The organism is Rhizobium sp. RU20A, from assembly GCF_900155885.1.
Lineage (GTDB): Bacteria > Pseudomonadota > Alphaproteobacteria > Rhizobiales > Rhizobiaceae > RU20A.
Window position 1 is genome coordinate 55488 of sequence record NZ_FTMB01000004.1, and the last position, 19705, is coordinate 75192.

Annotated in this window: 20 protein-coding genes; 6 read left to right on the top strand and 14 right to left on the bottom strand. The window is 61.8% G+C overall.

The window, feature by feature from the left end; all coding sequences use genetic code 11:
• Positions 1–98: 98 nt before the first annotated feature.
• On the bottom strand, positions 99–1088 hold the full coding sequence (locus F3H41_RS12310) for an ABC transporter substrate-binding protein (protein WP_149738988.1): 990 nt from the start codon (positions 1086–1088) through the stop codon (positions 99–101).
• A 317-nt stretch (positions 1089–1405) separates the two neighbouring features.
• Positions 1406–2425, bottom strand: coding sequence for an aldo/keto reductase (locus F3H41_RS12315; RefSeq protein ID WP_149739185.1), 1020 nt, complete (start codon positions 2423–2425; stop codon positions 1406–1408).
• 254 nt (positions 2426–2679) lie between these two features.
• Between F3H41_RS12315 and F3H41_RS12320 the strand changes: the two genes are divergently transcribed.
• Together F3H41_RS12320 and F3H41_RS12325 are read left to right on the top strand one after the other, a co-directional pair.
• Positions 2680–3564 (top strand): GntR family transcriptional regulator, encoded by an 885-nt coding sequence (locus F3H41_RS12320; protein ID WP_149738989.1) that lies wholly within the window; start codon positions 2680–2682, stop codon positions 3562–3564.
• A 68-nt stretch (positions 3565–3632) separates the two neighbouring features.
• A complete protein-coding gene (locus F3H41_RS12325; RefSeq protein ID WP_149738990.1) occupies positions 3633–4733 on the top strand; it encodes a mannitol dehydrogenase family protein in 1101 nt (366 codons plus the stop codon).
• Here F3H41_RS12325 and F3H41_RS12330 read toward each other — a convergent pair.
• The 7 genes from F3H41_RS12330 to F3H41_RS12360 all read right to left on the bottom strand — a co-directional run bounded on the left by F3H41_RS12330 (position 4727) and on the right by F3H41_RS12360 (position 12589).
• Positions 4727–5527 carry an HpcH/HpaI aldolase/citrate lyase family protein gene (locus F3H41_RS12330; RefSeq protein ID WP_149738991.1) on the bottom strand — a complete coding sequence of 267 codons (801 nt, stop codon included), beginning with the start codon at positions 5525–5527 and terminating at the stop codon, positions 4727–4729. The two genes, F3H41_RS12325 and F3H41_RS12330, sit on opposite strands and share 7 nt — an antisense overlap.
• 55 nt (positions 5528–5582) lie before the next feature.
• On the bottom strand, positions 5583–7037 hold the full coding sequence (gene gabD, locus F3H41_RS12335) for an NADP-dependent succinate-semialdehyde dehydrogenase (protein WP_149738992.1): 1455 nt from the start codon (positions 7035–7037) through the stop codon (positions 5583–5585).
• A gap of 205 nt (positions 7038–7242) precedes the next feature.
• On the bottom strand, positions 7243–9678 hold the full coding sequence (gene gyrB / locus F3H41_RS12340; protein WP_149738993.1) for a DNA topoisomerase (ATP-hydrolyzing) subunit B: 2436 nt from the start codon (positions 9676–9678) through the stop codon (positions 7243–7245).
• A gap of 137 nt (positions 9679–9815) precedes the next feature.
• Positions 9816–10193 (bottom strand): helix-turn-helix transcriptional regulator, encoded by a 378-nt coding sequence (locus F3H41_RS12345; protein ID WP_149738994.1) that lies wholly within the window; start codon positions 10191–10193, stop codon positions 9816–9818.
• Positions 10177–10767 carry a Smr/MutS family protein gene (locus F3H41_RS12350; RefSeq protein ID WP_149738995.1) on the bottom strand — a complete coding sequence of 197 codons (591 nt, stop codon included), beginning with the start codon at positions 10765–10767 and terminating at the stop codon, positions 10177–10179. The genes F3H41_RS12345 and F3H41_RS12350 overlap by 17 nt, the downstream gene beginning before the upstream one ends.
• Positions 10760–11884 carry a murein transglycosylase A gene (locus F3H41_RS12355; RefSeq protein ID WP_149738996.1) on the bottom strand — a complete coding sequence of 375 codons (1125 nt, stop codon included), beginning with the start codon at positions 11882–11884 and terminating at the stop codon, positions 10760–10762. The genes F3H41_RS12350 and F3H41_RS12355 overlap by 8 nt, the downstream gene beginning before the upstream one ends.
• A gap of 9 nt (positions 11885–11893) precedes the next feature.
• Positions 11894–12589 (bottom strand): Tim44/TimA family putative adaptor protein, encoded by a 696-nt coding sequence (locus F3H41_RS12360; RefSeq protein WP_149739186.1) that lies wholly within the window; start codon positions 12587–12589, stop codon positions 11894–11896.
• 120 nt (positions 12590–12709) lie between these two features.
• On the opposite strand from F3H41_RS12360, the gene F3H41_RS12365 reads away from it, so the two are divergent.
• Positions 12710–13279, top strand: coding sequence for an FxsA family protein (locus F3H41_RS12365; protein ID WP_149738997.1), 570 nt, complete (start codon positions 12710–12712; stop codon positions 13277–13279).
• Between the two features lie 90 nt (positions 13280–13369).
• A complete protein-coding gene (gene secB / locus F3H41_RS12370) occupies positions 13370–13864 on the top strand; it encodes a protein-export chaperone SecB (RefSeq protein WP_149738998.1) in 495 nt (164 codons plus the stop codon).
• Between the two features lie 67 nt (positions 13865–13931).
• On the opposite strand, the gene dnaQ is transcribed toward secB, so the two are convergent.
• From dnaQ to F3H41_RS12395, 5 genes are all read right to left on the bottom strand, one after another.
• The gene (dnaQ, locus tag F3H41_RS12375) at positions 13932–14645 is read right to left on the bottom strand and encodes a DNA polymerase III subunit epsilon (RefSeq protein ID WP_149738999.1); all 714 of its coding nucleotides are present in this window, start codon (positions 14643–14645) and stop codon (positions 13932–13934) included.
• Complete coding sequence (coaE, locus tag F3H41_RS12380) at positions 14638–15252, bottom strand: dephospho-CoA kinase (RefSeq protein ID WP_149739000.1); 615 nt, start codon at positions 15250–15252, stop codon at positions 14638–14640. Before coaE ends, dnaQ begins: the two co-directional genes overlap by 8 nt.
• Positions 15249–16112, bottom strand: coding sequence for a shikimate dehydrogenase (locus F3H41_RS12385; protein WP_149739001.1), 864 nt, complete (start codon positions 16110–16112; stop codon positions 15249–15251). The genes coaE and F3H41_RS12385 overlap by 4 nt, the downstream gene beginning before the upstream one ends.
• A complete protein-coding gene (locus tag F3H41_RS12390; protein WP_149739002.1) occupies positions 16105–16704 on the bottom strand; it encodes a Maf-like protein in 600 nt (199 codons plus the stop codon). Before F3H41_RS12390 ends, F3H41_RS12385 begins: the two co-directional genes overlap by 8 nt.
• Before the next feature lie 72 nt (positions 16705–16776).
• A complete protein-coding gene (locus F3H41_RS12395) occupies positions 16777–17598 on the bottom strand; it encodes a pyruvate, water dikinase regulatory protein (RefSeq protein WP_149739003.1) in 822 nt (273 codons plus the stop codon).
• 423 nt (positions 17599–18021) lie between these two features.
• Here F3H41_RS12395 and hemE point away from each other — a divergent pair, with 423 nt between their 5' ends.
• Together hemE and hemJ are read left to right on the top strand one after the other, a co-directional pair.
• The gene (gene hemE / locus F3H41_RS12400) at positions 18022–19032 is read left to right on the top strand and encodes a uroporphyrinogen decarboxylase (RefSeq protein ID WP_149739004.1); all 1011 of its coding nucleotides are present in this window, start codon (positions 18022–18024) and stop codon (positions 19030–19032) included.
• On the top strand, positions 19032–19556 hold the full coding sequence (gene hemJ / locus F3H41_RS12405; RefSeq protein WP_149739005.1) for a protoporphyrinogen oxidase HemJ: 525 nt from the start codon (positions 19032–19034) through the stop codon (positions 19554–19556). The genes hemE and hemJ overlap by 1 nt, the downstream gene beginning before the upstream one ends.
• Positions 19557–19705 lie beyond the last annotated feature (149 nt).

The following is a 19705-nucleotide window of genomic DNA, read 5'->3' on the forward strand; positions in this document are numbered from 1 at the left end:
TTAGAAATCACGATGGGTCGATCGACCTCGCGTCGATCAAGCCAAGGGCTGCCTGCGCGACGGTTCCGCCGAACCGGAACCGTCGGGCAAGGACGGGATCAGTTGACCTTCGGGTTCAGAAGGGCATCGATCTTCGGATCGGCCATGTTGGCCTTGGTCACGAGGTTTGCGCCCGTGTCCACGAAGGTTTCGACCTTTTCGCCCTTCGATGCGGCGAGCGCCGTCTTCACGCCGTCATAGCCCATGCGGTAGGGGTCCTGCACGACGAGACCGGCAAGAACGCCTTCCTTGAGGAAGCCCACCGTCTTTTCGTCGCTGTCGAAGCCGATAACCTTGATCTTGTCGCCGAGCTTGTTTTCAGCGATCGCCTGGCCAACGCCCTGCGCCATGATGAGGTTCGAGGCGAAGACGCCGACGAGGTTCGGATTGGCCGTGATGAGGTCGGTCATCATGTTGAGGCCGGTGGTGGCCTGACCGTCGGCATACTTGTCGGCGACGATCTTCAGGCCGGGATATTTGGCCTTGATTTCTTCCATGAAGCCTTCGCGGCGCTGGTCGAGCGAGCCGACGCCCGGCAGGCTGGTGATGATGGCGATTTCGCCTTCTTCCTTGCCGGTCGCTTCCTTGATTGCGGCAGCAAGACCATCGGCGGCGATGCGGCCACCCTGGACGTTGTCGGTCGTGAGGAACGAGGTGAAGGCCTTGGAATCGGCGCCGGAGTCGATGCCGATGATCGGAACGGACTTGGCGGCTTCGTCGATCGGCTTGCCGAGTGCCTTGAACTCGGTCGGCGAGATGACGACGGCAGCCGGAGCGCCAGCAACGGCGTTTTCAAGGATGCTGATCTGGCCGTTGATGTCGGCTTCGGACTGGGCGCCGAGTTCCGGCACGTTCACGCCGAGGTCCTTGCCAGCGGCACGGGCGCCGGCGAGCACGATCTGCCAGTAGAAGGACGTCGTGTCCTTGACGATGATCGGGATGGTGACGTCAGCCGCAAAGGAAGCGACGGGCGACATTGTCGCGAACATGGCGGCGCCAGCCAGTGCCGTAAAGGCGCGACGGGTCACGGAAAGCGTCTTGATGGTCATGATGTTGTTCTCCTCCAACAGCGCCGATGGTCTCCCAAGAACCTGACTGTGGCGCGTCACTCAGGCTTATTCAGGTTTTTATCGATAAAAAACACTCCCAAGTCCGACGCTACTCCAGCGTCCGGCTGATTGCAAGCGCCCGTTCCGTGCGTTTGTTGCGACTGCCGACCACGGCGGCGCGACCATCAACGCGAAGCGACCACCGAGCCTCACTCCTCCGCGGCGCTGAGAAAGCTATCCCAGCCGTGGGGAATTGCAACAGAAAAATGATCTCTTCATTCTATTTTGTATCACATCGGAATATTCGATCCGTTTTCTCAAACCCGGACTGCCTCTGTCCCAAGCGGCTTTGCGATCAGCGTTTGTTCAGCGTAGGCCGCGAAGGCGCTCGTTGGTAAAGCCGGCCTGATGAGTGCCATGTTGCGATTGAGGCTGTGCGGATTGCCTGTGCCTAACAGCACTGTCGAAACGAGCGGATGGCCCAGGGGAAACTGGAGAGCGGGCGCCGCAAGTGTAATGCCTTGGCTCTGCGCGATGGCTTCCATCGCTTCAACCTTCGCCAAGACCTCACGCTCGGCGGGCATATAGTCGAAATTTGCACCGGCGACCGGTCCGGTTGCCAGGATGCCGGAATTGAAAACCCCGCCAATCACCAGAGAGACGCCCTTCTTCTCGCAGAGCGGGATGAGCTCGGCTTCGGCGGTGCGATCAAGCAGCGTGTAGCGTCCGGCGAGAAGGATGCAGTCGAGATCACCACTGCGCAGCACGTCGAGGCAAACGGGGACTTCGTTCACGCCGAGCCCGTAGGCCGAGATCGCTCCCGACGATTTGAGCTCCTCCAGAGCCTTTAGGCCCGTGTCGAGGAATGCGCGTAGATGATGGGCATTGCGCTCCGCACCGTGGGTATAGACGCCGATATCGTGCACATAGAGAATATCGATACGGTTGAGACCGAGGCGGGCATAGCTGAACTCGACCGAGCGCATGATGCCGTCGTAGCTGTAATCATAGTCCGCATCGAAGGAGAGCGGATTGACGTAGGAATAGTCCGGGACGGCACCATCCGGCACCGGCCGCAGCAGTCGTCCGACCTTGGACGACAGGACGACCTCGTTACGCGGCTTGTCGCGCAGGAAATCACCAACACGACGTTCGGCAAGGCCGAGACCATACCAGGGCGCCGTATCGAAATAGCGGATGCCGTGATCCCAGGCCGTTTCCAGTGTCTCCATGGCCTGCGGGCGCGGACATTCTCGGTAAAGCCCGCCGAGAGCTGCTGTTCCAAAGCTCCATTCAGTCACTTCGAGTGCGGTCTTGCCAATGCGGCGTTTTGCGATCACGACGTTTTTCTCCTCTGCCGCGCTGCGACTCCGGCCGGGCGACGGAGCCGAACCGGGACGGAGGAAGCGAGACTTTCCTCCACCGACGTCTGTGCCGCTGAAGGTGTACCTTCTCCGAATTTTGTCTTTTATCGACAATAGACAGATTAACGTCAATGGGTATGATGCGCACTTCCCGATGGGTCCAAGGGCGTTGCACGTGAAACACGGCTTCCGACCTTGCGGTAGAGGCAGCATTTGAAAGACACTCCATGGCAAAGCAAAATACAGTCTTCAAGGAAGCCTATAATCGCTGTCTTACCCTTATAACCAACAGCGACCACCTGCCCTCGGAACCCGAACTTGGTGCACAACTCGGCGTCAGCCGCACGACCGTCAGGGCAGTTCTGACCCGGCTCACAGAGACCGGGCTGATTGCGTGGGACCGGCGCGATAAAATCGTTTTGCGGGCGCCGCTCGAAGCCGATTTCTTTCCGACAGAGGAAACCGATTCGCTCTCGGAGATCATTGAACGCAGCTTCATGCGCCGGATTCTGGCGGGCGGAGCGCAGCCGGGCATGCAGATCAACGAACTGGAGCTCGCCCGAGAGATCGGTATCGGAACGACAAGCGTGCGGGAATTCCTGATCCGCTTCAGCCGTTTCGGGCTGATCGAAAAGCGACCGAACAGTCACTGGATTCTGAAAGGCTTTACGCGTGAGTTTGCGCTGGAATTGACCGAAGTGCGTGAAATGTTCGAGCTGCGCTCGGCACGTGGCTTTGTTGGCCTGCCAGACGACCACCCGGCCTGGGTTGACCTGGACGAGATCGAAAGCGTGCACCACACGCTGCTTGCCGATATCGACGCGCGTTATCAGGAATTTTCGGAGCTCGACGAGCGGTTCCATCTTTTGGTGCAGCGCGCGTCCCGCAACCGCTTCATCATCGATTTCTACGACATCATCACCATTGTCTTTCACTATCACTACCAGTGGAACAAGACGAATGCGCGCACGCGCAACCAGCGCGCATTGGAAGAACATCTCGTCTACATCGACGCCCTGCGTTCGCGCGATCCCAAGCGGGCCGAGGAGGCGTGCCGGCTGCATCTGCGCTCCGCCAGGGAGACTCTTCTGCAATCCATACAAGAACCGTGAAAGCCGGGCGAACGGTCGAATGCGAAGCCGGCTTGCCCGCATCATTGCCTCGATATCAGGATATTTTCATGAAGACGCCAATCGTGCAGTTTGGAACGAGCCGCTTCCTGCAGGCCCATGCGGACCTTTTCATCAGCGAGGCGCTGGCCGTCGGGCAGGCCGTGGGGCTCATCACCGTGGTGCAGACGACGGGCGCGGCGGAGCGCAGTGCGCGCCTGCCGGCACTTGCCGATCCCAATGGGTTTCCGGTGCGGATCCGGGGACTTGTGGATGGCGTACCGCAGGACAGTGAAGTGCGGGTACGAAGTGTCGTGCGTGCACTTTCGACCGCCGCAAACTGGGACAGCGTGGTGCGGGTGTGCGTCGAAGAAGCCGAGATCCTGATCAGCAACACCGGGGATGCTGGCTATCAGATTCCTGCGGATGATCTGTCGAACGTTCCCTCAAAGTCTTTTCCCGGAAAGCTGCTCCTGCTGCTGCGGGCACGCTTCGAGGCCGGCGGACGGGCGCTCACCATACTTCCCTGCGAGTTGGTGCCCCGTAATGGCGAGGTCCTGTCACGCCTGATGGCGGAACTTGCCCGTGCGCGCTATCCGGCCGACACCGGCTTCCATAACTGGCTTTCCAACGCCATCGTCTGGGCAAACAGTCTCGTCGATCGCATCGTCTCCGAACCTATCGAACCGGCCGGCGCCATTGCCGAACCCTATGCGCTCTGGGCCATCGAGGCGCAGCCGGGCCTTGCGGTGCCCTGCCGACATCCGGCCGTAAAGGTCGTCGCGGATCTGACGCCCTACGAAAAGCTGAAGCTGCACATCCTCAATCTCGGACACACGGTCCTTGCGGACATCTGGCTGGCGGAACAGCGCGACGCCGGCGAGACGGTGCGGGAACTCCTGACCGACGCCCGAATTCGCGGCATCTTGCTCTCGATCTACGAGGAAGAGGTCATTCCAGCCTTTGCCCGCATGGGGCTGGGCACCGAGGCCAAGAATTATGTTGCCGAGACGCTTGAGCGTTTCGACAACCCCTTCCTCAACCATCGCCTTTCGGACATCGCCGGTAACCACGCGGAAAAGATCCGCCGCCGCATTGGCGGGCTTCGCGCCTGGAGCGGCGCGACCAGCACGCCGCAACTCAGCGCCATCGAACAGAGAAACGGTCAATAGCCGGATTCGCCCACCATGGGGATGTCGCCCGCCATGAAGCGCTTGCGATGATCGACCAAGGCGCGGGTCAACAGGGTCACATCGGTGCCGATCGCCATGAAGTCCGCGCCCATTTGGCGGTAGCGTTCGGCCTCAGCCAGATTGCTGGTCATGATGCCACGCGGCTTGCCGGCCTTTGCGATCCGTACGAAGGCGTCCGCAATCACGGCGCGGACCTCGGGGCTATCTGGCTGGCCGAGATGGCCCATGTCGGCAGCCAGATCCGATGGACCGATGAAGACGCCGTCAATGCCGTCGGTAGCGGCAATCGCGTCGAGGGCATGGATTCCCTTCAGACTTTCGACCTGCACGATGAGGCAGATTTCCCGATTGGCATTCGTCATGTAATCGCCGATCTGGCCGAAGCGGGTCGCGCGGCCAAGGCTGGCGCCGACGCCGCGAATGCCTTCCGGCGGATAGCGCGTGGCACGCACCAAGGCAGCCGCCTCCTCGGCGCTTTCGACCATGGGAATTAGCAGGGTCTGGGCGCCCGCATCCAGAATCTGCTTGATCAGCCAGGCTTCGCCCATGGGCAGACGAACGATCGGATGACTGTTGCTGGCAGCGAGGACGCCGAGCTGGGCCGAGAGGAGCGGGATATCGTTCGGACCGTGCTCGCCGTCGATCAGTAGCCAGTCATAGCCGCACTGTCCGACGACTTCGGTGACATAGGGCGTAGCGAGGGCGACCCAGAGGCCAAGCTGGAACTGACGCGCGGCGAGCGCAGCCTTGAAGGGATTGGTCGGGGCGGGCACGCGGTCTCTCCGGTCACGTGGAAGGTTGCGGCGCCGCCCGGACGCTGACTGTCGATCAGGCTATACCGCCGAGGCAGACATATTTGATCTCGGTGAATTCCTCCAGCCCGTAACGCGAGCCTTCGCGGCCGAGGCCGGAAAGCTTGACGCCGCCGAAGGGGGCTTCGGCCGTCGAGATGAGGCCCGTATTGACGCCGACCATGCCATACTCGAGCGCTTCCGCAACCCGGAAGACGCGGGCGAGATCCTTGGCATAGAAGTAGGAGGCAAGGCCGAATTCCGTGTCATTGGCCTGTTCGACGACATCGGCCTCGTCCTTGAAACGGAAGAGCGGGGCGACGGGACCAAAGGTCTCTTCCCGCGCGACGGCCATGGCCTTGGTCACGTCGGCAATGACGGTGGCTTCGAAGAACGTGCCACCGAGGCTGTGGCGCTTGCCGCCCTGGATGACCCGGCCGCCCTTGGAGACGGCATCGTTCACGTGTTCCTCGACCTTTTCGAGGGCGTTTTCATCGATCAGCGGACCGAGGATGACGCCTTCATCAAAGCCGTTGCCGGTCTTCAGCTTGCCCACAGCGTTTGCCAGCTTTTCGGCGAAGGCCTCATAGACGCCGTCCTGGACATAGATGCGGTTGGCGCACACGCAGGTCTGGCCATTGTTGCGGAATTTTGCGATCAGCGCGCCTTCGACAGCCGCATCCAAATCGGCATCGTCAAAGACGATGAAGGGTGCGTTGCCGCCAAGCTCGAGGCCGAGCTTCTTGATGGTCGGCGCGCACTGCTTGTAGAGCTCGGCGCCGATTTCCGTCGAACCGGTGAAGGTCAGCTTGCGCACGGTGGGGTTCGAGGTCATTTCGCCGCCAATGGCCGAGGCTGAGCCGGTGATGACGCTGAAGAGACCGGCGGGAAGGCCGGCGCGCTCGCCAAGCACACCAAGCGCAATCGCCGAGAAAGGCGTCTGCGACGCCGGCTTCAGCACCATGGCGCAACCGGCGGCAAAGGCCGGGCCGGCCTTGCGGGTGATCATCGCATTCGGAAAGTTCCAGGGTGTGATGGCGGCGACCACACCGATCGGCTGCTTCATCACCATGATGCGCTTGTCCGGCTGATGACCCGGCATCAGATCGCCATAGAGGCGGCGCGCTTCCTCGGCGAACCATTCAATGAAGCTCGCGCCATAGACGATCTCGCCCGTCGCTTCAGCGAGCGGCTTGCCTTGTTCCGCAGTCAGGATGCGGCCGAGATCATCCTTGTTTTCGATCATCAGATCGAACCACTTTCGCAGAATGCCAGAGCGCTCCTTGGCTGTGCGGGCCGCCCAGCCTTTCTGGGCCTTGCGCGCGGCTTCGATTGCCTCGCGGGTATCGGCAGCGCCAAGCTTCGGCACGTGACCGATCGTCTCTCCGGTAGCCGGATTCGTGACCGCGATCCCGGTCGCAGTGTCTGCGTCGATCCAGCGGCCGCCAACAAGGGCGGCCTGGCGGAGAAGGGTGGGGTCCTTGAGCTGCATGGGGTTTCCTCTGAAACACGGTCAATGCCGGAGCGGCGCGACGGATGACGATAATCTTTGCAGAAATAATATAAGTTTTCTTGCCCACCACAATGGGGGTCAGCGAAAATTCGCTCAGCCTGCGCTATCGAGTTTGTTCCTCGAATGAAAAAGCGCGCGCGGATCGCTCCGCACGCGCCTCTATCAAACAGTTAGGTTCGATCGATCAGATGTCTAGGTTGGCCACGCTCAGGGCATTTTCCTGGATGAAGTCGCGGCGCGGCTCCACTTCGTCGCCCATGAGGCGGGCGAAGAGACCGTCGGCATCCGTCGCATCGTTGATGCGCACCTGCAGCAGGGAGCGGACGTTCGGATCAAGCGTCGTTTCCCAGAGTTGTTCGGCATTCATCTCGCCGAGACCTTTGTAGCGCTGCATGGACAGGCCCTTGCGCCCGGAGGCGAAGATGGCGTCGAGCAGGCTGCGCGGACCACTGATTTCCTGCGTCCCATCGCGCCGCTTGAGAAGCGGCGGCGTTGCATAGATTTCCTTCAGGCGCGCCGACATCTGGTCGATATGGCGCGCATCGGAGGAGCCCAGCAGGGCGTTGTCGAGCAGGGCGACTTCCGGCACGCCGCGCACCATGCGCTCGAAGCGCAAAGCGCCGCTGTCGGTGATCCGGGCGGTCCAGCCGCGTTCGGTCTCTTCGGCGATACGATCGAGGCGCGCCGAGACATCCGCCGCAACGCCTTCGGCTTCAGGGCCGCGGGTGATGAGATCGACATTCAGGGCGCCGGCAATCGCGGCCTGCTCGACCACGCTGCGATTGTAGCGGGAATGCAGGCCGTCCACGAGGCTGCGCAGGCGCAGGGCGTCGCCGATAACCTCACGCAGATCCTGTGCGGCGCGCACTTCGCCGGTGCCAAGTTCGAGCGTCGCATCGTCAAGGCCGGCGTTGATGAGGTAATCCTCCAGCGCCTTTTCGTCCTTCAGATACTGGGCGGACTTGCCGCGCGCGACCTTATAAAGCGGCGGCTGGGCGATATAGAGATGGCCGCGTTCGATCAGTTCCGGCATCTGGCGGAAGAAGAAGGTGAGCAGCAGGGTGCGGATGTGGGCGCCGTCGACGTCGGCGTCCGTCATAATGATGATCTTGTGATAGCGCAGCTTGTCCGGGTTGAATTCGTCCTTGCCGATCGACGTGCCGAGCGCGGTGATCAGCGTGCCAATTTCCTGGCTGGAGAGCATCTTGTCGAAGCGGGCACGCTCGACGTTGAGGATCTTGCCGCGCAACGGCAGAATCGCCTGGTTCTCGCGCGAGCGCCCCTGCTTGGCAGAACCGCCTGCCGAATCACCCTCGACGAGGAAAAGTTCGGACTTTGCCGGATCGCGCTCGGAGCAATCGGCGAGCTTGCCGGGGAGGGAGGAGATGTCCAGAGCGCCTTTGCGCCGCGTTAGTTCGCGCGCCTTGCGGGCCGCTTCGCGGGCGGCGGCGGCTTCCACAACCTTGCCAACGAGGATCTTCGCTTCGGTCGGATGTTCTTCCAGCCAAGTGGAGAGCGCTTCGTTCACGAGGTTCTCGACGACCGGGCGGACTTCAGAGGACACCAGCTTGTCCTTGGTCTGGGACGAGAACTTCGGGTCCGGCACCTTGACGGAGAGTACCGCGGTCAGGCCTTCGCGGCAGTCTTCGCCCTGCAGTGTCACCTTCTCCTTCTTGGAGATGCCCGAACTGTCGGCGTAGGAGACGACCTGGCGGGTCAGCGCGCCGCGGAAGCCCGCCATATGCGTGCCGCCATCGCGCTGCGGAATGTTGTTGGTAAAGCAGAGCACATTCTCGTGGTAGCTGTCGTTCCACCACATGGCGACTTCGACGGTGATACCGTCCTTTTCGCCGCGAATGGAGACGGGACGCTGCACAAGTGGCTTCTTGGCGCGGTCCAGATAGGCCACGAAGGCTTCCAGACCGCCGTCATAGAGCATTTCTTCCGACTTGATGTCCGAGTGGCGCTTATCCGTCAGAAGGATGCGGACGCCGGAGTTCAGGAAGGCGAGTTCGCGCAGGCGATGCTCGAGTGTCCCATAGTCGAAATCGACCTTGGTGAAGGTCTCCTGGCTCGGCAGGAAGGTCACTTCGGTGCCCGTCTCCGTGCCGGCCTCGCCGGTCACCTGAAGCGGGCCATCGGCCACGCCGTGGGTGAAGCTCATCTCGTGCACCTTGCCGGCGCGGCGGATCTTCAGCTTCAGCTTCACGGAGAGCGCGTTCACGACGGAGACGCCGACGCCGTGCAGACCGCCCGAGACCTTGTAGGAGTTCTGGTCGAACTTACCGCCAGCATGCAGCTGGGTCATGATGACCTCCGCAGCGGACACGCCTTCTTCGCGGTGGATGTCCGTCGGGATGCCGCGGCCATTGTCCGTGACGGTCACCGAGCCATCCGCATTCAGCGTCACGGTCACGATGTCGGCATGACCGGCAAGGGCCTCGTCAATGGCGTTGTCCACGACTTCGTAGACCATGTGATGCAGGCCGGAGCCATCATCGGTATCGCCGATATACATGCCCGGCCGCTTGCGCACGGCATCGAGCCCCTTCAGCACCTTGATCGAATCGGCACCATATTCGGCGCCGGCACCGGTTTCGGTCGGTTGGGTATCGGTCATTCCGTTCGGTTCTTTCATCTGATCGGCCGAACCACGAATGCGGTTGCCGAATCAACGGTTTTCGTCCTGTTGACGCTACAGGAGTTGGGCAGGGAGTATCAAACAGCTAGGCGTCGAAAACGGCAGAAATCGGGGGATCATTGCCGGTTTTGCGGGCTTTCATCGGTGTTGGAGAGGATTTCAAGGATTTTCTCGACGGTGGTGGGCGCTAGATCGGCAATATCGCGCGCCAGGATATTGGCCAGCAGCGTGTGGCGCGGGGAAAGGCCGCCCGTATCTACCGTCACGCGCGGATCGGAGAGGCCAGCGACGCGGAAAAGATCGTCCACCTCATCCCAGATGATGTTGAAGTAGCCCGCGATGCGCTGGAGAAGATCAAAGCTCGGCGCGCCGCGTCGGCCATGTTCGAGGGCGGACAGATAGGCGGGGGACACACCGATGCCCGCCGCCATCTCCTTTTGCGAAACGCCCTTGCGTTCGCGCAGGAGGCGCAGCGTCTCACCAAGCGGGGTCATCATGGCCTCCGGCCCGGCGCGCCAGGCGGACATAGAGGGCACCATCGCCGCCATGATTGCGGGCGGCAGGTTCATAGGACGAGATCAGCTGCCGAAACTCCGGCAGCGAGAACCAGAGCGGCACCGCGCGTTTCAGCGCGCCATCGCTGCCGAAGGACGCGCCCTTGCCGGTGATGACGAGGACATGGCGAAGCCCGCGCTGATGGGCCTGCATGAGGAAATGCAGGAGCAGACCATGCGCCTCGCTCTGGATCAGGCCATGCAGGTCGATGCGAGCCTCCAACTGAAGGCGGCCCTTCTGAAGCTTGCGCTTGACCGGGCGCTCCAGTGGATGGTGGATGCGCGGGCTGTCCGGCTTCTTCGCCGTCAGCGCGACGCCGCTGGCAAGATCGGATTTTGTGGCCGCGGCACTTTTGGCCGTCTGCGGGGCGGGCTCAGGCTTCGGGTCCGGCGGCATCAACTCCGTAAGGTATGCATCGAGCTCCGCCTTGCGCCCGGGCAGCGGATTGACCGTGCGCGCCACCTTTCCCCAGAGAACGCGATCGTCGGCCGCAGGGGTCTTGCCTTTAGCCATGACCGAGCCGCGCCGCCGTCGCTTTCGGAAGGAGAACATAGAAGTCGGCCGCATTGCGCACCGCGCCGGCCCGCTCACCGGCCTCATCTCCCGAGCCGGTGAAGATATCGCCGCGTGCCGGACCGACGATGGCGGAGCCCGTGTCCAGCGCAAGCATCGTCCTGGCAAAGGGCTTGCCAGCATCCAGCTGTGTCAGGCTCTCGCTCACGATGAAGAAAGGCGTGCCGAACGTGTGAATGGTGCGGTCGACAGCCAGCGAGCGATCGGGCTGCAGCGCGACCTTGGCGGCCGCGATCGGCCCGAGGCTCTTATCCTCGACCTCCGCTTCCCGGAAGAAGATATAGGAGCGATTGTGCCAGAGGATCTCATCGACGCGCTCGGGATGGGCAGCAAGCCAGGCGCGAATGCTCTGCATGGAAATCGTCACCGGGTCGATTTCGCCGAGGTCGATCAGATGTCTGCCGATCGGCGAGAAGGCGTGTCCAGCCTTCGCGGCATAGGTGATGCGCGTCATGCGGCCATCGGGGAAGAGGAGGCGCGCAGCGCCCTGCACATGGGCGAAGAAGACATCCACTTTGGAACGCGCATAGGCGATTTCGAGATTGCGGCCCGCAAGATACCCTTCGTCGATGGCGCGGCGATCGGGATAGAGGCCGATCGTTCCATCCGCTTCCCGGCGGCCAAAGGCGATGGATGCTTCGATGGTCTGCGGCCGGTTTGCAGCGTCGAGATCAACGAGATCATCGGGGCGGCAATAGAAAGGGAAACGGTAGTCGGCGTCCGCAACGGAGCGGACCTCTACTTCGGGTTCATAGAAGGCGGTTACGAAGCCACGCTCAGTCCGTTCCGGCTGCACCAGGAAAGGCGAGAAGGCCATTTCTATCGCTTGCCGCGCCGCGCCGGCGCTTTCAGCAGAAGCGGGCAGGAGCCGATAGGCCGAGAGAAGATCATCGGCGGTGACACCGACATGGCCCGGCTTGTAGGGCTTGCCGCCGGCTTCAAGATAGTGCCGGCAGCGAAGGATGGCTGCGAGAACAGGGGAGGGATCGTCCTCATCCCATCCCGCCATTTCGCTCCAGGCGACGGGGCGAAGGCTGTAATCCGGACCCGGCGCCATGCTATGACCTCAGGCTTCGGATTCGGTCGCGATCAGCTTCCAGTTCGGATCGCGCGAGCGCGTATCACGGGCGAAGGTCCAGAGATCGTTGACCTCACCGACCGCTTCCGGATCGCCATCGACGACGTTGCCGTCCCTGTCGTGGGTGACCGAGATCAACTGGCTGGCGATGCGCAGCGTAACGGTCGCTTCCGTACCGCGCAGATCGGCCTGCACGATATCGGCCTTGTCGATGCCGACGAAGCTGGACTTGACGACTTCGCCCTTGGCTTCGCGCTCACCGATGGCAGCACTGAAGCCGTCGAAGACCTCCTTGGATAGAAGGCCCTTCAAGGTCTTCCGGTCGCCATCAGCAAAAGCCATCACGATCATTTCGTAGGCCATGCGGGCACCGGCGACAAATTCCTTCGGGTTGAAGCTGGGGTCGGCATCCTGCAGCTTGCGTAGCTGGCCATTGAGGTCGGAACCAACAGGAGCGTAGGCATCGACCGCCGCGTAACGCTCGCCCGGTTCCATCATTTCCTCGCGGCGCGGCAACTGCACGACCTTGCCCGAATCCACTGCCTCGGCCGCATCGCGAGAGGACATGGGATCAAATGGCGGCTTTTCATGACCGGTCCGACGACCGAGCACGCTGCGCAGCTGGAAAAAGATGACGACCGCCGCCACCAGAAAAAACAATGTCACAAAGTCGAACGATCCCATTTCCACCCGAAGCCGATCTTAACGTTCAGTCCTGAATACCCATATAGTCCGCTCGGTCGGTTCATTCAAATGCCGATGCCTTGATCAGCGACAAACGGCACCGTCCGTGGAAGGATAATCATGCTGCGCTCTATTCTCGTGCCGTTTGTGCTGCTCATGCCGGTGATCGAGCTCTTCTCGATTATTCTCGTGGCCTCCAAGCTCGGCTTCCTGGCAACGGTCGGATGGCTTGCTCTCGATCTCCTCATCGGCGGACTACTCATTCGCCTTTCGGGCGCGCGCATGAAGTCGCAGCGCATGTTCTCGTTGAGCGACCGGGCACAGATCGGCGAACTCGTGAAGAACAGCGCCATCGTGCTGGCCGGCGTGCTCATTGCCATTCCGGGCTTCGTTACCGACGTGCTGGGCCTGCTGATCCTCTTCCCGCCAACGCGGGTTCTTCTGGCCCGCGCGCTGGTCGGCAAGGTCGTGGTGACGCGCAACGATGTCAGGGGCGGCTTTTCTGCCGAATTCCGCTCGACCGGTGCCGGCTTCGAAGAGGATCTTCGCCAGCGTGGTTTTTCGAAAGAAGGCTCCGCTCACCCGCATCGGCCGGGTGCGCAGCCAGTCGTCGACCTCGACCCGGAAGAGTTTCACCGCGACGGCAATACAGACGGTCGCGGCCGCCTGAACCGGCCTAACGAGCCCTGATCGTAGCGGCGCGCGTGCGCCGGTCGCTCGGGTTGTAAGGCTCCGGTCGAAATGATAGATGGCTGACAGCATCATTTCGAGGAAGCATTCATGACCACCGATCCTTCGACCAACGGCAATGGCAGTGCCCAGACGGCGCCGTCCCTGAACATTCTCGCCCAGTACGTGAAGGATCTCTCCTTCGAAAATCCGGGTGCGCCGCGTTCGCTGCAGGCCCGCGATCGCGCGCCGGCGATCAACATCAATGTCAACGTCAATGCCAATCCGCTGTCGGAGACGGAGTTCGACGTGGTGCTGACGCTGAACGCCATCGCCAAGGACGGCGACAAGGCTGTCTTCAACGTTGAACTGACCTATGGCGGGGTCTTCCGCGTGGCCGGTTTCCCGCAGGAACACATGCTGCCGCTGCTCTTTATCGAGTGCCCGCGCCTGCTGTTCCCCTTCGCCCGCCAGATCGTTGCCGATGCGACCCGCAACGGCGGCTTCCCGCCGCTGCTGATCGACCCGATCGATTTCGCCGCGATGTTCGCCCAGCGCATGGCTGAAGAAAAGGTCCGCTCCCAGGTGGCTGAAGTCGCCAACTGATCGGACGTCTGTACCATCATGAAGAAGGCCCGGTTTTCGCAACCGGGCCTTTCGTTTTTCGGGTGCTTTACTCACCCGTCCCGAATTTCGACCAGATGGCCTTGTCACCCATCTTGGCCACCATGGCCGCATGGGCGGCGCGTTCGTCGTCGGACAGGCGCGGCGCGAGTGGGACCGGGCGCGGCGGCAAAACGGCAATCTCTGCATCATCGCCCCGGGCCGTGGCCGCCGCCTTGCGGCTGGTGTTCGAGACCAGGGAGAGGCCTGCCTGCCGGCCGCCGATCATCTCGATATAGACTTCAGCCAAAAGCTCACTGTCGAGAAGCGCGCCGTGCTTGGTGCGGTGGGAATTGTCGATGCCGAAGCGGCGGCAGAGGGCATCGAGCGAATTCGGCCCCTTCGGGAACTTGCGTCGCGCCATGGCGAGCGTGTCGAGAACGCGATCCTGCTCGACCGGCGCGCGGCCAATGCGCGCAAATTCGGCATTGATGAAGCCCATGTCGAACGTCGCATTGTGGGCGACCCAACGCGCGTCGCCGAAGAAGGCGATGATCTCCTCGGCGACGGCATCGAAGCGCGGCTTGTCGGCGAGAAACTCGTCGGTAATGCCGTGCACGGCAAGCGCATCGGGGTGAACCTTGCGGTCGCCCGGATTGATATAGAGATGGATGGTCCGGCCGGTCGGGAAGGAGTTGTCGAGCTCGATTCCGCCGATTTCGATGATGCGGTCTTCGCGGCTATCGAGGCCCGTGGTTTCCGTGTCGAAGATGATTTCACGCATCGTCCGTTTTTCCTTCCCCGCCAACTGAGCCTGTCAATTCCTCGATGATCTCGGCAACCGCCTCGCGTGCCGCATCATAGCCCAGACCGGTGTCGATGACGAAATCCGCCTGGCTGATCTTCTCGGTGTCCGGCACCTGCCGGGCCCGGATCATCTCGAATTTTTCCGGCGTCATGCCCGGCCGGCCGAGAACGCGCTGGCGCTGGATATCCGGCGCACAGGTGACGACGAGCACCTTGTTGACGCGGTCTCGCGCACCGGTTTCGAACAGCAGCGGGACATCTACGACGACAAGCGCGTCACCGGCGCGGCGCGCGGCATCGACGAAAGCCCGTTCGCGGTCCCGCACCATCGGATGAACGATAGCTTCAAGATCGCGGAAGCGGGCTGGATTTTCCGCGAGCAGCCGCGACAGGATCGACCGATCCACGATACCCGACTGCACCGCTTCCCGAAAGGCCGCGGCGATCGGCGCCACGGCGTCCGTTCTATAGAGGTCATGAACAATGGCGTCAGCGTCGGAAACGGCGATTCCCTGGTCTCGGAACATCGCGGCCGTCGTCGATTTTCCAGTGCCGATCGATCCCGTCAGTCCGAGGAGGATCATCGGTGTGTCTCGATATCGGCCTCGAGCAGCGCCCGCAGGTCGTCTGTGACGGTCGGTCTTTTTCCGAACCAGCGTTCGAAACCGGGCACCGCCTGGTGCAGCAGCATGCCGAGACCATCGACCGTTTTCAGCCCATGGGCCGACGCCTCCTTAAGGAAGGGCGTGTTCAGCGGAACATAGACGATGTCGGTGACAAGCGCGGACCGTTTCATCCGCGCGAAGGGGAGGGTGAGGCTTTCGCCGCCATCCATGCCGAGCGAGGTGGTATTGACCAGAAGGTCGGCATCCGCAAGGTGCTCGGCGATGCCATCAAGGGCATGGGCGCTGGTCGCGGGACCGAAGCGTTCGGAGAGTTCGCGCGCCCGGGCTTCGGTGCGGTTCAGAATCCGGATGTCCCGGATGCCGCGATCGCGCAGCGACTGGATGACCGCGCGCGCTGCTCCTCCCGCACCCAGCACCACGGCTGTCGCAACCTGCGCCGACCAGTCCGGTACGGCTGCGTCGAGGTTGCCGATGAAGCCTTCGCCGTCCGTATTGGTGGCATGCAGGCGGCCATCCTCCAGCCAGATCGTGTTCGTCGCGCCCATCTCCTTCGCCCGCTCGTCCGGGTTATCGACGAGCGTGAGTGCCGCTTCCTTATGGGGGATGGTAATATTACCCCCGACGAGCGCTGCCGTGCCGTTGCGGATGCCGGCGAAGAATGCTGGCAACTCCTCGGGGCTGACGTCGATGGCGCGGTATCTGCCTCCAAGCCCGAGCGTCTTCAGCCAGTGCCCGTGGATGATGGGCGACCGCGAATGCTTGATCGGATGGCCGATCACGAAGGCATGGTTAACAAATGTTTCACGTGAATCACGCATCCAGCAAACCTTCCTTGCGAAGCGCGGCGAGAAGCGGGAGAAGCGGGAGACCGATGATCGTGAAGTAATCGCCATCGATGGCCTCGAAGAGTTGGACGCCCTCAGCCTCCAACTGATAGGCGCCGACGCTTTTCAGGATTCGTGGACCGGTGGCGGATAGATAGGTTTCAATGAAAGCCGGCGAAAGATCACGCACGGCCAAACGCGCCGAGACGACCGTTTCGAACACCACCGCGCCATCCCGCACGAGGGCGATGGCGCTGTTGAGTTGATGAACCTTTCCTGAGAGGGCCTCAAGGTGACGGCGGGCCTCATCGAGATCGATCGGTTTGTGAAACACGCGCTCGCCGAGGGACATGGTTTGATCCGAGCCGATCACGATAGCACCCGAATGGCGCGACGACACATCGAACGCCTTGGCCCTTGCCAGATGCAGGGCGATTTCCTCAGGGCTTGCTCCATCGCGGTAGAGCGGTTCCTCGACCCCGCGCTCATCGATCTCGGCCGCTTCCCACGTAAAGGTCACACCGGCATTTTCAAGCAGGCTGCGTCTGAAGGGACTGGCCGATGCGAGGATGAGCGCTGAGGGCATGCCGGATTTCCTGTCATGGGAGGGGGAGGGTGATGCCTCACCCATCCCGGAGCGGGCCGGGGTGGAATCGCCCTAGCGCAATCCGGGCCGGAGGGCAACGATCGCGGCAGCCGTCTCTTCGATCGAACGGCGCGTCACATCGATCATCGGCCAGTTGTTGCGGGCGCAAAGAGCGCGCGCATATTTCAGCTCTTCGGCAATCGAGGCCCGGTCAACATAGTCGTGACCGCGGAATCCGGGGCTGGCTCCAAGCACTCGATTTTCGCGCACCTGCGAGATGCGCTCAGCCGAGGCAACGAGGCAGACGATCAGCGGCTTCGTCGCCTTATAAAGCCGCTCGGGAAGATCGATGCCGGGAACAAGCGGAATGTTGCATGTCTTGATGCCGCGGTTGGCCAAATAGATGCTCGTCGGCGTTTTTGAGGTGCGGCTGATGCCGAGCAACACCAAATCGGCATCATCGAAATCGGCGGGATACTGGCCGTCGTCATGATCCATGGTGAAGTTCAAGGCTTCGATGCGGGCGAAGTAGCCGGCATCCATCACATGTTGGGCGCCGGAGCGACGCCGCGACTGCGCACCCAGATAGGACTGGAACACATCGATGATCGGCTCGAGCACCGACACGCAGGGAAGCCCGAGTTCCCGGCATCGGGTTGCTATGAGATCGGCGATGTCGCGATCGACGACCGTGTAGAGCACGATGCCCGGCGCTGCATCGATCGTTTCCATCACCTGCAGCGCCTGCTTGCGATTGCGCACCAGGGGGTAGACGTGTTCGAGGGCATGCGAGGCCTGGAACTGCGCGGCAGCCGCGCGGCCCGCCGCAATCAGCGTCTCACCCGTCGAATCGGAGATGAGATGCAGGTGGAAATAGCTTTTCACATTCTCCACATGATTCTCCGCCCATTGTGGATAGACCGGGACAGGAGAGGCTAATCCCGCCGGCAAAGAGGGGGCAAGGGGAAAACGTCCGTTTCGTGAACAATCGAGATTCCAAAGCCTTTTTTGCAGCACCTTGTGAATTCCGGGCAAAGATTCGGAGCATGCCAGTCTTATCCCCGGTCATCCCCAGTCATGCCCGTCGAAACTAATGCCATACGTGACTGAATCCATTTGCCGATTCCCCGTTATCCCCATTATCCCGAGAAAGCTCGGCGGAAGGGCCGCGGTCTTGTCCGTCATGAACGCGCTGCGGCATTTTCGGTGGAGAGGATTTAATCCTTGATACCCACAGACTCTAAGAAATAGAAAAAGGTTCTCTATCTCTTTCTCTTTTATAGGCAGGTGCCGGTGCGCTCAGAGGATCGATCAATCATGCGGGTTTTGGCGGGCGAAACGCTCTCGCCTCCGCCTCTGTGGCTCATGCGTCAAGCGGGGCGGTATCTCCCGGAATATCGGGAGGTACGGCGCGAGGCCGGAAGCTTCCTTGATCTCTGTTACAATCCGGATCTTGCGACAGAAGTGACACTGCAGCCGATCCGCCGTTATGGCTTTGATGCAGCGATCCTCTTTTCAGACATTCTCGTCATTCCCGATGCCTTGGAACGCGGCGTCTATTTCGAAGAGGGCCATGGGCCCCGGATGACGCCGATCGACGTTGACGGCATAAGCGGCCTTGACCCCTCCCGCGGTCCTGCGCATCTCGCTCCCGCCATTGAGGCGGTGATGAAGATCCGCGCAAACCTTCCGACTGAAACGACGCTGCTCGGGTTCTGCGGGGCGCCTTGGACCGTTGCGACCTACATGATTGCCGGTCATGGCACGCCGGACCAGGCACCGGCGCGTCTCTTTGCCTATCGCGAGCCCAAGGCTTTCATGCGGCTCCTCGACATTCTCGCTGATATGTCTGCCGACTATCTGGTCTCGCAGCTTGATGCCGGCGCCGATGCCGTGCAGATCTTCGATTCCTGGGCCGGTGTGCTTGGGGAGGTCGAATTCGAACAGTATGCGACGCGGCCGGTGCGCCGCATGATCGACAGTATCCGTGCTCGTCGGCCGGGCGCGCGCATTATCGCCTTCGCCAAGGGCGCGGGAACCTTGCTGCGCAGCTATCGGCAGGACACCACAGCCGATGCGATCGGCCTTGACTGGAGCGTACCGCTCGACTTTGCCCGCGAGCTGCAACGCGAGGGCCCCGTGCAGGGCAATCTCGATCCGATGCGGGTTGTGGCGGGCGGTACTGCCCTGAACGAAGGCATCGACCGCATTCTCGATCAACTCGGACATGGACCGCTGATCTTCAATCTTGGCCACGGCATCACGCCGCAGGCCGATCCCGAGACCGTCGCCGCACTGGTGGCCCGGGTCCGCGGGGTCGCCGCCTGATGGCGACACGATCAGAACCAAGGCCGACAGGGAGAGGCCATGCCATCACCGCCGTGCTGACCCTTGCGGCGGTCGGTGCAAGCTATGCCAGCGGCGGTGCCTATGATCTCTGGATCAAGGCGCTGCATGTGATGGCAGTCATCTCCTGGATGGCCGGGCTTTTTTATCTTCCCCGGCTCTTCATTTACCATTGTGGTGCGCAAGCGGGATCGGTGCAGTCCGAGACCTTCAAGGTGATGGAAGACAAGCTCTACCGTATCATCATGACGCCAGCGATGATTGTATCGTGGATCTGCGGGCTTTACCTTGCCTGGTCGAGTTTTGCCTTCGAGGGCGGGTGGCTGCATGGCAAGCTTCTGCTCGTTGTCCTGCTGTCCGCCTATCACGGTTATCTCGGTGGTGCCGTACGCCGCTTTGCTGGCGATGCCAACCGCCTGACCCATCGCCAGTGGCGCATGCTGAACGAAGTCCCGACGCTCTTGATGGTCGGGATCGTCCTTCTCGTAATCGTCAAACCCTTCTGACGATCACGCCGGATCACGACTTTTCAGCCCTTCCGGTGATTTTCCGGGGGGCCCTTGCGGTTTGGGCGGTGAATCGCTATTTTCCGCCATCTCATCCTTTGCGGCATGTGTTGATCTCCGAGCCTGCCCTCTCATTCCCCCCGCACGCT